At 58.7% G+C, this 12562-nt stretch carries 11 protein-coding genes; 4 read left to right on the top strand and 7 right to left on the bottom strand.

The genetic code is table 11. From position 1 onward, the window contains the following. Nucleotides 1-2: 2 nt before the first annotated feature. Nucleotides 3-929 carry a UPF0280 family protein gene (locus LHAB_RS00465; protein WP_090043429.1) on the bottom strand — a complete coding sequence of 309 codons (927 nt, stop codon included), beginning with the start codon at nt 927-929 and terminating at the stop codon, nt 3-5. A gap of 2 nt (nt 930-931) precedes the next feature. Further along, nucleotides 932-2545: a 6-hydroxynicotinate reductase gene (locus LHAB_RS00460; RefSeq protein ID WP_090043428.1), complete on the bottom strand. Its 1614-nt coding sequence runs from the start codon at nt 2543-2545 to the stop codon at nt 932-934. A gap of 215 nt (nt 2546-2760) precedes the next feature. Here LHAB_RS00460 and fdxA point away from each other — a divergent pair, with 215 nt between their 5' ends. Genes fdxA through LHAB_RS00440 form a run of 4 tightly spaced genes read left to right on the top strand, consistent with a single transcriptional unit; the run spans nt 2761 to nt 5805 of the window. After that, a complete protein-coding gene (gene fdxA, locus LHAB_RS00455) occupies nt 2761-3084 on the top strand; it encodes a ferredoxin FdxA (RefSeq protein WP_090043427.1) in 324 nt (107 codons plus the stop codon). A gap of 22 nt (nt 3085-3106) precedes the next feature. Next, complete coding sequence (locus tag LHAB_RS00450) at nt 3107-3880, top strand: ferredoxin--NADP reductase (RefSeq protein WP_090043426.1); 774 nt, start codon at nt 3107-3109, stop codon at nt 3878-3880. A gap of 28 nt (nt 3881-3908) precedes the next feature. Beyond that, on the top strand, nt 3909-4589 hold the full coding sequence (locus LHAB_RS00445) for a TetR/AcrR family transcriptional regulator (RefSeq protein WP_090043425.1): 681 nt from the start codon (nt 3909-3911) through the stop codon (nt 4587-4589). Nucleotides 4590-4617: 28 nt separating this feature from the next. Then, on the top strand, nt 4618-5805 hold the full coding sequence (locus LHAB_RS00440) for an amidohydrolase family protein (protein WP_090043424.1): 1188 nt from the start codon (nt 4618-4620) through the stop codon (nt 5803-5805). 491 nt (nt 5806-6296) lie between these two features. Here LHAB_RS00440 and LHAB_RS00435 read toward each other — a convergent pair whose 3' ends face one another. The 5 genes from LHAB_RS00435 to LHAB_RS00415 form a co-directional block, all read right to left on the bottom strand. Then, the gene (locus LHAB_RS00435) at nt 6297-7127 is read right to left on the bottom strand and encodes an urease accessory protein UreD (protein ID WP_090043423.1); all 831 of its coding nucleotides are present in this window, start codon (nt 7125-7127) and stop codon (nt 6297-6299) included. A 54-nt stretch (nt 7128-7181) separates the two neighbouring features. After that, nucleotides 7182-7949: an ABC transporter permease gene (locus tag LHAB_RS00430; RefSeq protein ID WP_090043422.1), complete on the bottom strand. Its 768-nt coding sequence runs from the start codon at nt 7947-7949 to the stop codon at nt 7182-7184. 13 nt (nt 7950-7962) lie between these two features. Beyond that, the gene (locus tag LHAB_RS00425; RefSeq protein ID WP_062402671.1) at nt 7963-8781 is read right to left on the bottom strand and encodes an ABC transporter ATP-binding protein; all 819 of its coding nucleotides are present in this window, start codon (nt 8779-8781) and stop codon (nt 7963-7965) included. A 125-nt stretch (nt 8782-8906) separates the two neighbouring features. Then, nucleotides 8907-9941: an ABC transporter substrate-binding protein gene (locus LHAB_RS00420; protein WP_090043421.1), complete on the bottom strand. Its 1035-nt coding sequence runs from the start codon at nt 9939-9941 to the stop codon at nt 8907-8909. Nucleotides 9942-10123: 182 nt separating this feature from the next. Continuing rightward, the gene (locus tag LHAB_RS00415) at nt 10124-12424 is read right to left on the bottom strand and encodes an NADP-dependent malic enzyme (protein ID WP_090043420.1); all 2301 of its coding nucleotides are present in this window, start codon (nt 12422-12424) and stop codon (nt 10124-10126) included. Between the last annotated feature and the right edge of the window lie 138 nt (nt 12425-12562).

Genomic DNA, 12562 nt, shown 5'->3' with positions numbered 1-12562 from the left:
GGTTAAAGCTCCAGCACGCAGGCCGACTGGCCCGAGGCGCTTGTCCTTTTTAAGGAGTTGAGGGCCAGCGGCACGGCGCCGCCGGTTTGGGTAGACACGGTCCAGCCCTGGCAGGTGATAAAACAGGCTTGGATATGGCCAGCCTCTAGTAATGCCATGGCGTGTTTACGTCCCGCAAGCAGCGCCTCGGATGCTTCGCTGGGCGTGAGTTGTGGCACATCTACGGTGACGGGGATATTGCCAAGATCGCTGTTGTCCTTAAGCTGGTTAGCCGGCATCCGCTTGATCCCCAACACGTCTACATTGACCGCATTGGCGATAAGCGAGGCCGCTGCATCTGCTTCGGCGCAGGATGCAGCCAGTACCGTCACACTGTCTGCTATGCCAAGGGAGAAGCTTCGCCCGCGCCATCCGCTGGTTGCGACACCACGCACCCCACTCTCGTGGGTGACATCAAACTTGCCATCAATCTGCAAACCGCCAGCATCGTGCCACTGCGCCTGACGCTCAATTTGAGCTAAAAGACCGATGCGAAAGGACGTGCCTGGCGTAAGGTGTAGGGCGATGTCACCCCCGTTGTTGACCCAAGCACGGTTAATTCCTGGGCGATCGTAGGCAAGCAGCAGCTCCTGAGCCACAGCACCGGCCACTGCCACCATAGGCGTAACAAAAGCCGGCCTGTGCACCTCAGCAGCGGCCCACATGCGGCGAGCCACTGTGCCGCGCAACGTGCAAAGTCCATCCACCGGGGCCTGTAATCCAGGCAGCTCATCAACCAGCTCCTGCAGAAGGCCACGAAAACGCTCCCACGCTTGCGCATGAGCCTGCTGCAAAGCAGCAAAGTCTCCACTGGCGCCGAGAACTATGTCCATAGGACCGTGCTGGAAGTGGAGCCGACCTTCACCGAGTGACCGATGTTGCGCTTGCATTTTCAGCCCAGCTGCGGTTTCTGGCCCAAAGGCCAAGGATTGACGGATTCGATTTGCTGCCAATGAAGGCGCGTTGGTGCGCCGTCGTTGTGCCAAGCTCCTGACGTCAGCACGTCCTCCAAGCTGCGCACCTGATCTATGTGTCCACCCAGCGCTGCATAGTGGTCCATACGCATGCTGAACTCAATAGGTGCCACGATAGCTGGCGTAGGTACGGTGCCAAAACTGTTGTCGGGCATCCGCATCACATCAACCATCACCGTGATACCACCACCAGGCCAGACGTAGGCTGGCGCACCGCCGCAGGTCACATTGACCAGCGCATCCTTGATGCTGCGGGTAAGCAGTACCGGGTTTTCGGTGGCTCCAGCTCGCAAGCTTCCGCCCGCACCTGCCAGGAACAGTACCGTGGTCATAGAAGGCTCGCAGTTTTCTCCGATGCGATCCACTACCGCCTGCACAGCCTCGGGCATGGGCTGCTCCCGCGGCACCAGCTGCTCATCCAACACGTACCAAGCCGCGTGTTCACCTGTGGTCGAGGTCATGAGTAAACGAAGACCAGGCCAGGAAACCTTGGCATCCCACCCTTCGATGACTTCTAGCGGATCTGCTATCGACGTACCGCCCCAAGCGGTGCCGGGATTGGCAACCTGGAAGTAGCGTCCCGGTGTGGACTTTCGCCCTCGCATGGCGATGCCAGAGGGGCGCATGTCCAGACAACGACCAGCTTGATGCTCGGTCAACACACCTGTGATGTGATCATCCACCACCACCACCTCATCAACCTTGCCATAAAGTTGTTTAGCAAAAATACCCACGGTGGCCGAACCACAGCCAACTCGCATGCGCTGCTCTTCCACCCCGTTGACAATGGGGGCCTTTCCGGCTTGGATCACGATCTGAGCGCCGCCATCAATGCTCAGCTCTACCGCTTTTTTATTGCCCAGAGCAGCCATCATGTCCACAGTGATGCGGCCCTCTTTCTTACTGCCACCGGTGAGGTGATGCACACCGCCCAACGACAACATCTGGGAACCATACTCAGCCGTAGTGACGTGTCCGACCACCTCGCCTTTACACCGCACATTGGATTGTTCAGGGCCAAGATATCGATCTGTGTCGATCTTCACCTTGTAACTGCAATAGCTAAAGATGCCCTCTGTGACCACTGTCACCATGTCCACTCCCTGAGCCTTGGAGCCAACAATAAACGGCGCAGGTTTGTAGTCGGGGTAGGTTGTGGATGACCCCACACCGGTCACGAACACCTCATCGGCGAGCAACAAGTCAGCATTCCAATCCGATACCTCAGACACATCCTGCGCATCGGGCGCACCGTTTTGCACCAGGCGCCCGGTGAACTGCACGAGCTTTGCGCCCTGCTGGTCCATTGACTTTCGCAGCAAAACTACCGGATCAACACGTATCAACACCCCATCTTGATTTGCATAACGGTCGCAAGCGCCTGTGCGGCCACTGGTGATCTGACATAAGACGGGACACGCATTGCATTCGATCTTGGCATCAGCCATCCGCTCGCTGCGAGGGGGGGAGCGCTCGAGAACTCGGGGCTCATCCATCCCTGGCAATCCATCTGTTCTGGTGTGCTCGGCCATGTTTTTACTCGCCTCAAAAATGCACGCTCGACTTGAGCCTCACTTGACTTTAATGTAGGCTTCACTAAACTTTCATGGAGTAAACCCTACATCAATTAACTGAAATTTTGATGTAGCCTTCACCTACTGTCTATGGAGTAAACCCTAAACAAGTTTCTCCTCCGCAATATTTGCGGACACTTAGGCAGTGCCAGGCCCGTTTTTCAGGAATTCGTATGACCCATGTTGTGACTGATGCTTGTGTGCGTTGCAAGTACACCGACTGTGTGGATGTGTGCCCGGTGGACTGTTTCAAGGAAGGGCCGAGTTTTTTGGTGATCGATCCGGACGAGTGCATAGACTGTGCAGTCTGCATCCCTGAGTGCCCAGTCAACGCGATTTATGCAGAAGAAGACCTCCCCATTGACCAGCGCCACTTCATCGCCATCAATGCGGACCGCGCTCAAGGATGGCCCGTCATCACCAAGCGCACCCTCCCGCTCCCTGACGCAGAGGAGTGGAAGGACCGGACAAACAAATTAACCACCTTAAAAGACTGATCCTTCAGCCAAGGAACCCACAATGAGTGCATTCATCGAGGAACGCGTGATCAGCGTTCATCACTGGACCGACCGTTTGTTCAGCTTTACCACCACCCGCGATACATCCCTGCGCTTCAACAACGGCCACTTCACAATGATTGGTTTGCGTATCAATGAAAAGCCACTGCTGCGCGCTTACAGCATTGCCTCGCCAAACTACGAGGACCATCTGGAATTCTTGAGTATCAAGGTCGAGGATGGCCCGCTCACCTCCCGGCTGCAGCACATCCAAGTGGGCGACACCGTCATCGTCGGACGCAAGCCGACCGGCACTCTGGTTGTAGACTATTTGTTACCAGGCAAACGCCTTTACATGCTGTCCACTGGCACTGGCCTCGCGCCTTTCATGAGTATCGTGCGCGATCCTGAAACTTACGAAAAATTCGAGCAAATCATCCTGGTACATGGCGTGCGGACGGTCGACGAATTGGCTTACCATGACCTCATCCTCGACCATCTGCCAAACCACGAATTTCTGGGCGATATGATCGCCAGTAAGTTGCTGTACTACCCAACGGTCACGCGCGAGGGTTTCCGTAACATGGGGCGAATACCTGACCTGATGGAATCCGGAAAACTTTTCTCTGCCTTGGACTTGCCACCATTGAATCCCTCCACCGACCGTGCAATGATTTGTGGCAGCCCGGCCATGCTGAAGGATCTCAAGCATCTTCTAGAATCGCGTGGCTTCAACGAAGGCAATACTTCACGCCCGGGCGACTTCGTGATCGAGCGCGCTTTCGCTGAGTCCTGAAATCCACCCCCTGCAACACCCCTAGCCCATGAGCACAACCACGACGCGTAGCCCCACCCGCAAACTTGCCGCCCCTGGGCGCAAGCCTGGCGTACGTGAACTGGCGGCTCAGGAAACTCAGGACAGCATATTGCGAGCGGCCACTCGCATTTTTGCCAAACACGGGTTTTCAGGCGCGCGCGTCGACCAGATCTCCAAAGCGGCCAAGTCGCACGACCGGATGATCTACTACTACTTTGGCAGCAAAGAGGGGCTCTACATCGCCGTGCTCGAAGACCTGTACCGACGGTTCAACGACGCTGAAGCACGTCTCAAACTTAATGTTGAAAAGCCTGAAGAAGCCTTGGTCGCGGTGGTGAGTTTCATGTGGGATTACTACCAGCGCAACCCTGAGTTCATCACCCTCCTCAACGACGAGAACCTTCATCGGGGAAAACACATCTCTAAATCGTTGAGAGCCCGCGAATATTCTTCACCAGCCATCCAGATCCTTGAATCGGTGTTGGCTAGCGGTGCACAGAAAAAGGTCTTCCGCAAAGACCTGTTGGGGCGCGATGTCTATCTCATGATCGCTGGCTTGAACTACTTCTACCTCTCTAATCGCTTCACTCTTTCTGCTTTTCTCGGAGAAAAGCTTGAGAACCAAGATGCGATGGTGCATTGGCAACAGTTTGTGATCGAAACGGTGCTTCGCACCGTGAAGACTTGAAATTCCTTCAACCTCACCGGAGTAACTCATGGCAGAAGCTGCAATCACTGAAAAATCGGGCAAGGTTCTCATTAAAAACATCGGCTTACTGCTCTCGGGCGACATCGACAATCCCATTCTGGATGCCGACACCATCTTAGTGAATGACGGCATCATCATTGCAGTCGGGAAAGAAAAGGACTGCGACTTAGAAGGCGTTCGTCAGACTATTGATGTTCGCCGAACCTGTGTGGCTCCTGGCCTGATTGACAGCCATGTGCACCCGGTTTTTGGCGATTGGACGCCGCGTCAGAACCAGATTGGCTGGATCGACTCGACTATGAACGGCGGCGTCACGACCATGATCTCGGCTGGCGAGGTTCACCTACCCGGTCGCCCCAAAGACATCGTCGGGCTTAAAGCCCTGGCCATCACCGCACAGCGCGCCTACGAGAACTTCCGCCCCGGTGGCGTCAAAGTGATTGCTGGCGCTCCTGTCATTGAAAAAGGCATGATTGAGCAAGACTTCAAGGACCTGGCTGATGCAGGAGTCAAACTGCTTGGCGAGGTGGGGCTGGGATCGGTCAAGGCCGGAGAAGAAGCTCAAAAAATGGTGGCTTGGGCGAGAAAATACGGAATCCAGAGCACCATTCACACCGGTGGTCCGTCTATCCCAGGCTCGGGCCTGATCGACAAGGACGTGATCCTGGAAGCAGATGCTGATGTAATTGGCCACATCAACGGTGGCCACACTGCTCTGCCTTGGCGACATGTGTGCGAATTGTGCGAAAAGTCCTCGCGTGCCATTGAAATTGTGCACAACGGCAACGAGAAAATTGCCATTGAGGCCGCGCGCGCTGCCATCGAACTCAAGTGTCCGCATCGGGTGATTCTTGGCACCGATGGGCCTGCAGGATCGGGTGTACAGCCGCTGGGTATGCTGCGGCTTATCTCGCTCATTTCCAGCTTCGCGGGTATTCCTGCCGAAGTTGTGTTCGGATTCGCGACGGGCAATACCGCACGCATACGCGACTTAAATTGTGGCCTCATCGAAGTTGGCCGCGCAGCCGACTTCGTGTTCATGGACAAGGCCCAGCACACTGCTGGAAAAGACCTGCTGGACAGTGTTCAACTGGGTGATATCCCCGGCATTGGCATGGTGATGATCGATGGTTTGGTGCGCTGTGGACGCAGTCGCAATACTCCACCTGCGACAGATATTCCCATGATCATTTGAACTTCAAGGCACATCCATAAAGTTCTTTACCCTCATCAAAAGCGTGGCTACGTACAACGTCTAGAACATGGTTCCAAGTGCGGCTGTACGAGCCAAAGACCTCTGATCTAGGCGTTACCTGAGTTTCAGGCAAGGCTGCACACGAGGGGGAACACGGAATGGCAACTTTGGGAACCCGCACCTGCTTTTCAACCAAGTCGGCATCAAAATTTGCTTCGTTCCCGAGGCCATCGTCCGCGGGGCGTTTCTTGCACTGTGGGTACGAGCTAACGCTCAGTTCTGCAGCGACTTTACGTCAAAGGTAAAGACGCTCATTTAAACTTAACCCATCATTGCAGCTGACAGCCTCCGGTAGCCGCTGTATTAACGTTGAGCGTCAGCTTTTCATGGCTATCACGGGCCGCTTTTGGTCGATTCCTGCCCTTGGTGCCAGCTTGTCGTAGTCCGCTTTCAGCCTTTATCGGACATTGATTGCGTAACGCTCTCAATTCCTAAAGATTCCAAAGCCGCGGTACGGTGCCGCTCATGCCCCACATCTCGTGGCGCCAGGCGGCCCAGACTTGTTTGAGCAGCTGCATCGCAGGTTCGGTCACAGGCGAGAGCACCCGCAGCACGATGACCTGTGGGTGCGGTGAGGTGGCCCCGGCGGTCAGGCGCAGTTCTGAGGCTTCAAGCAGTTCCCGTGCGCAGGCCAAGGCCCGATCCGAGCGCTCAGGCGATATGGCGCTGCCTGCCGCAAACACCAGCGTGGCCATGCAGCGCTGACCGGCCAGACCCAAGGGGCTGTTCATCAGCCGGTTGTCGCTGGCGTCGAGCGTGCCGCGCTCGAGCCAGACTCCCGGGATTTCCAGGTGCTGGCGAAAGGTCCCTTGTGCAAAGGGCAAGTCAGCGGCGGGCAGGCCCAGCGCCGTGATGTCCCAGGTGATCAGTTCGGCCCCTGGCGCCAGGTCAAACACGGCCCGATTGAGGCCATCGCAGCCGCTGTAAGCAATCGCCTCCAAAGGCAGCCATTCGAGCCGCGCACCCGATTCCAAGCGTGCATGCACTTGCTGCGTGGCCAGCCCAGCCTCCGACCGATAAAAGCGTGTGGCCCCGGGCGTGGTGACCAGGCCATGGGCGCCTGAACCCACGGTGACGCGCATGTCGAGTGTGTCGCCACCCACCAGGCCGCTGGGGGGGTGCACCAGCACGTTGTGGCACACCGCATCGCCTTCGGGGTAGAGGCTTTGCAAAATGCGCAGCGGGCCTTGGTGCAGGTAGCGGGCCACGCTGCGCTCGGCTTCGTGCGTGTAGTCCAGATCCAGTCGGGCCAGCCAAGTCATCGGATCAACTCCCTGGGATGGGCCGACGGCTTCACACGCAAAACAGCATGGGACTTATTCGCCTTGCGAGCCGCGGTGTGCCCAGCCTGTGGTGCGCTTTTCGATGGCGCTGAACAGTTCGTACATGGCCATGGCCATCGCGCCCACCACCACCAGACCCGAAAACGCCAGGCCCATCTGCATGGCCGATCCGGCCGAGATCAGCAGGTAGCCAATGCCTTCGTTTGACGCGGTCATTTCGGACACCGTGGTGCCCACAAAGGCCAGCGTGATCGCGACTTTGAGCGAGCCGTAGAAGTAAGGCATGGAACGGGGCAGGCCGACTTTGACCAGCACGTCCCAGCGCTTGGCGCCCAGCACGCGCAGCACGTCTTCGAGCTCAGGCTCCAGCGTGGCCAAACCCGTGGCGATGTTCACCATGATGGGGAAGAAGCTGATGAGGAAGGCCGTCAAGATGGCGGGGCCGATGCCGATGCCGAACCACACCACCAAGATGGGCACGAAGGCCGCTTTGGGCAGCGCGTTGAAGGCGGTCATGAGCGGGTACACGGCGGCATAGGCCAGGCGTGAGCTGCCGATGATGAAGCCCAGCAGCACACCCACCACGATGGCGATGCCAAAGCCCACCATGGTCACCCAGTAGGTGCGCCAGGCGTGGCCTGCGATCACGTCGCGGTATTCGATGGTTTGCTGCGCAATGCGCGAGGGACTCGGGAAAACGAATTCCGACACGTTGAAGGCGCGGCACAGGCCTTCCCAGATCAGGATGCTCAGCACCAGCAAGATCCAGGGGGACCAGCTTTCGAGGGATTTCTTGTTCATGAGGGTCTCCCGCTTATTGGTTGATCGCCGTACCGGTCTTGCGCATGGCACCGATGTGGCCGCGCAACTCGTGCACGATGTTGGTGAATTCGGGGGTGTAGGTGATCTCCAGATCGCGTGGGCGCGGCAGGTCGATCTCGCGTTTGACCACAAAGCGGCCGGGGCTCTTGCTCATCACATAGACCGTGTCGGCCAAAAACACCGATTCGCGCAGGTCGTGCGTGACCAAAATGACGTTGAACTTTTGCTCGGTCCACAGGTCACGCAAGATGCACCAGAGTTCTTCACGGGTGAAAGCGTCGAGCGCGCCAAAAGGCTCGTCCAGCAGCAGCATCTTGGGCTCATGGATCAAGGCGCGGCAGATGCTGGCGCGTTGCTGCATGCCGCCGGACAGTTGCCAGGGGAACTTGTCTTCGTAGCCGCCCAAGCCGACGGTGTTCAGCAGTTTTCGGGCACGTTCCGCGTACTCTTCTCTTTTTTGCTTGAAGTTGGAGCGGTAGGGCTCCACGATTTCCAGCGGCAACAAGACGTTGTCAAGCGTGGTGCGCCAGGGCAAGAGCGAGGAGGCCTGAAAGGCCATGCCGCTGATTTTGAGCGGCCCGGTCACGGGCTGGCCGTCAACCAGGATGCGGCCCTTGCTCGGCATCTTCAGGCCTGTGGTCAGCTTCATGAAGGTGGACTTACCGCAACCCGATGGCCCCACGATGGCGATGAACTCGCCTTGCTTGACCTGCAGGTTGATGTCTTCGACAGCGAAGTGGTTTTGCGCCAGCAACTCGTCGTTGTAGGCCAGCCAGACATTCTGGAAATCAACGAATGATTCTTGGGTCATGGTGAGAGCTCGAAAATGGTGTTCGAAAGTGTATACACGCTACGCCCTGTAAAAGCCCACCGACCCGTGCAAGGTGGCGGTGGGCCCGGAGCGCCGGGGCGGCATGCCCCGAAACTGGCGCTGGATTACTTCTTGCCTTTGGGCAGGATGTCCAGCTCTTTGGCAGTCGGCAAGAACGAGCCGTTCCAGATGTCTTCGGACTTGACGCGGGTCTTGGTGTTGAAGGCGTCCGACACTTGCGAAGCCATCAACGTCATGCGCGGGGCGTTGATTTGGCCAAAGCCTTCGGCGCGGGCCGAGGGGCTGTTGATCACAGTGTCGATGGCCAGTTGCAGGCGGCGGGTTTCGAGGGCCACGTTGATGATGCCGTCGCGGGCCTTGACCGATTCAATGGCTTTGGCCGGGTCGGCCATCACGTCCTTGGCGCCCTTGGTGAAGGCAGCCAGGAACGCTTTCACAGCGGCTGGGTTTTCTTTCAGGATCTTGGGTGAGGCGATGATCGCGTTGCCGTAGAGCTTGACGCCGAAATCGGGGTACTGCATGACGACCACGTCTTCGGCTTTCACGCCACGCGCTTCGATGTTGAGCAGCGAGGTGAAGGTGAAGCCGGTGATGGCGTCCACGTCACCACGCACCAGCATGGTCTCACGCAGTGGCGGATCCATGGCGGTCCAGGCCACGTTGCCAATGTCATTGGCTTTTTGGAAGATAGGGAAGGCACGGCGGCCAGCGTCAAACACGGGAGCGCCCAGCTTCTTGCCAGCCAAGTCGGCGGGGGTCTTGATGCCGGACTTCTTCAACGCCATCACCGAGGCAGGCGTGTTGTTGTAGACCATCATGATGGCCACGGGCTTGTTGGGGGCGTCGGGGTTGTTGGCGTGGAACTCCATCAGGGCGGCCAGGTCGGCAAAGCCTAGGTCATAAGTGCCCGAGGCCACGCGGGTGACGGCGCCACCCGAGCCGTTGCCCGAGTCCACTGTCACGTCCAGTTTGGCGTCCTTGAAATAGCCCTTGGCAGCTGGCAGCAGAAAGAAAGCAGAGGGGCCTTCAAAGCGCCAGTCGAGCTGGAATTTGATGGCAGTGCTTTGGGCTTGTGCCAGGCCAAAAGAGGCGACTGCGGCCAGTGCGGCCGTGGCCTTGAGTAAGAAACGCTTGTTCATGAGGGGCTCCAGGGTCTGATAAACGGTGAATCTTGTCTAGCAAAATCGATGCCATTATCAAACAAGTACCTGACGGTGTATGTCAGGTTCATCCCCTATAAAACCCCTGTTTTGGTGCCCATTTCGGCTGAAGTGAGCACCAAATTGGGGTTTTTTGCAGTGCTGAGCCCGTTTTTTGCGGCTCAGCTGCGCACACCGGCAGCGGCCAGGGCGGTCATGTTGAGCACCCGGCGCACCGTGGCTGCAGGCGTCAGGATGTGCGCCGTGCCGGCCGCGCCCATCAGGATCGGGCCCACCGTGACACCGCCGCTGGTGGTGGTTTTCATCACGTTGTACAAAATGTTGGCCGCGTCCAGGTTGGGGCACACCAGCAAATTGGCCGAGCCGCTCAGGGTGCTGTCTTCCAGGTACACGTTGCGGATTTCGGGCTGTAAAGCGGCGTCGCCGTGCAACTCGCCATCGCACTCGATGTCGGGGTGCTGCCCCACAAACAGGTCACGTGCCTGGCGCATCTTCCGAGCCGATGCCCGCTTGGACGAGCCGTAGCTCGAATGCGAGAGGAAGGCCACCTTGGGCACGATGCCAAAGCGCTGAATCTCCTTGACCGCCATGGCCGCGATCTCGGCCAGTTGCTCGGCGCTCGGGTCTTCTTGAACATAGGTGTCGGTGATGAACAGCGGCCCCAAGTCGCTCATGAGCGCGTTCACGGCCGCGTAGTTGGTCACGCCCGTGCGTTTGCCCAAAATGCTGTCGATGCGCTCCAGGTGCGTCATGTAGCTGCCCGTCAGGCCACAAATCAGGGCGTCGGCATCGCCCAGCGACACCATCAGCGAGCCGATGATGGTGTTGGAGCGACGCACCGCGGCCTTGGCCACCGCGGGCGTGGCGCCGTTGCGCTTCATCAGCTGGTGGTAGTGCTCCCAATACTGGCGAAACCGCTCATCGTCTTCGGGGTTGACGTTGTCCACATCCACACCCAAGCGCATGCGCAAACCTGCTTTTTCGATGCGGGCGGCGATCACGCCGGGGCGGCCGATCAGGATCGGGTGGGCCAGTTGGTCGTCGATGGCCATTTGGGCAGCACGCAGGGCGCGCTCGTCTTCGCCGTCGGCATAGGCCACGCGCTTGGCATTTTTGGCGACAGCCTTGGCTGCGTTGAAGATCGGGCGCATCAACAAACCGGTTTGCGAGACAAAGCTTTGCAGCTGCTGGCGGTAGGCGTCCATGTCGGTGATGGGGCGAGTGGCCACACCCGATTCGGCCGCGGCTTGCGCCACCGCGGGCGCGATGCGCAAAATCAGGCGCGAGTCAAACGGCGTGGGAATCAGGTAGTCGCGCCCAAATGACAGCTCCTTGCCCGCGTAAGCGCTGGCCACTTCCTCGCTGATGTCGGCCTTGGCCAGGTCGGCAATCTGGCGCACGCAGGCGAGCTTCATGGCCTCGGTGATCTTGGTCGCGCCACAGTCCAGGGCACCTCGGAAGATGTAGGGGAAACACAGCACGTTGTTGACCTGGTTGGGGTAGTCCGAGCGGCCGGTGGCGATGATGCAGTCGGGGCGGGCGGCTTTGGCCAGTTCGGGGCGGATTTCGGGCTCGGGGTTGGCCAGCGCCAGGATCACCGGGTCGCGGGCCATGGTCTTGAGCATGTCCACCGTCATCACGCCAGGGGCGGAGCAACCCAGGAACACGTCCGCGCCGTTGACCGCATCGGCCAGTGTGCGGGCGTCGGTCTTTTGGGCATAGCGGGCTTTGGATTCGTCATAGCCGCCGGGTCGGCCTTCGTAGACCACGCCTTTGGAGTCGCACACAAAAATGTTCTCGGTCTTCACGCCCAGGCCCACCATCACGTCCAGACACGCGATGGCCGCCGCACCCGCACCCGAGACGGCCAGCTTGATGCTGCCGATGTCCTTGCCCACCAGCTCCAGGCCGTTGAGCATGGCGGCCGAGGCGATGATGGCCGTGCCGTGCTGGTCGTCATGAAAGACCGGGATGTTCATGCGCTCGCGCAGCTTCTTCTCGATGTAGAAGCATTCGGGGGCCTTGATGTCCTCAAGGTTGATGCCGCCCAGCGTGGGTTCCATGGCGGCGATGATGTCCACCAACTTGTCCGGGTCGCGCTCGGCCAACTCGATGTCGAACACGTCAATGCCCGCAAACTTCTTGAACAGGCAACCCTTGCCCTCCATCACGGGCTTGGCCGCCAGCGGGCCAATGTCGCCCAGGCCCAGCACGGCCGTGCCATTGGTGATCACGGCCACCAGGTTGCCCCGCGAGGTGAAGTCAAACGCCTTGGACGGGTCGGCTTCGATGTCCAGGCAGGGATAAGCCACACCGGGCGAGTAGGCCAGCGACAGGTCGCGCTGGTTGGACAGGGGCTTGGTGGGGTTGACCGAGACCTTGCCGCGCGTGGGCAAGCGGTGGTAATCGCGGGCCGCGTCGCGCAGGGCTTCTTCGGCGGGGGAGAGTGGTTTTTGGCTCATGGAAATTGTCTCTTTGGCTCAGGAAAGGAAATCAATGGGAAAGCGTAACCCATTTGGTGCGCCCAATACCCTGCGGATTACCTGCATAAAAAGCAAAAAAGCCAAGCGCTGGGCTTGGCTTTTGTGTGACAAATGTCT

Source organism: Limnohabitans sp. 2KL-27 (assembly GCF_001269345.1).
Taxonomy (GTDB): Bacteria; Pseudomonadota; Gammaproteobacteria; order Burkholderiales; family Burkholderiaceae_C; genus Limnohabitans_A.
Note: the sequence above shows the minus strand (reverse complement) of the source record. Positions and strands in the feature narration are given on the sequence as shown.

Coding starts and splice junctions, on each gene's coding strand:
- LHAB_RS00445 (WP_090043425.1), top strand. CDS start 3,909: ATGAGCACAACCACGACGCGTAGCCCCACCCGCAAACTTGCCGCCCCT.
- LHAB_RS00420 (WP_090043421.1), bottom strand. CDS start 9,941: ATGAACAAGCGTTTCTTACTCAAGGCCACGGCCGCACTGGCCGCAGTC.
- fdxA (WP_090043427.1), top strand. CDS start 2,761: ATGACCCATGTTGTGACTGATGCTTGTGTGCGTTGCAAGTACACCGAC.
- LHAB_RS00460 (WP_090043428.1), bottom strand. CDS start 2,545: ATGGCCGAGCACACCAGAACAGATGGATTGCCAGGGATGGATGAGCCC.
- LHAB_RS00440 (WP_090043424.1), top strand. CDS start 4,618: ATGGCAGAAGCTGCAATCACTGAAAAATCGGGCAAGGTTCTCATTAAA.
- LHAB_RS00435 (WP_090043423.1), bottom strand. CDS start 7,127: ATGACTTGGCTGGCCCGACTGGATCTGGACTACACGCACGAAGCCGAG.
- LHAB_RS00430 (WP_090043422.1), bottom strand. CDS start 7,949: ATGAACAAGAAATCCCTCGAAAGCTGGTCCCCCTGGATCTTGCTGGTG.
- LHAB_RS00465 (WP_090043429.1), bottom strand. CDS start 929: ATGCAAGCGCAACATCGGTCACTCGGTGAAGGTCGGCTCCACTTCCAG.
- LHAB_RS00425 (WP_062402671.1), bottom strand. CDS start 8,781: ATGACCCAAGAATCATTCGTTGATTTCCAGAATGTCTGGCTGGCCTAC.
- LHAB_RS00450 (WP_090043426.1), top strand. CDS start 3,107: ATGAGTGCATTCATCGAGGAACGCGTGATCAGCGTTCATCACTGGACC.
- LHAB_RS00415 (WP_090043420.1), bottom strand. CDS start 12,424: ATGAGCCAAAAACCACTCTCCCCCGCCGAAGAAGCCCTGCGCGACGCG.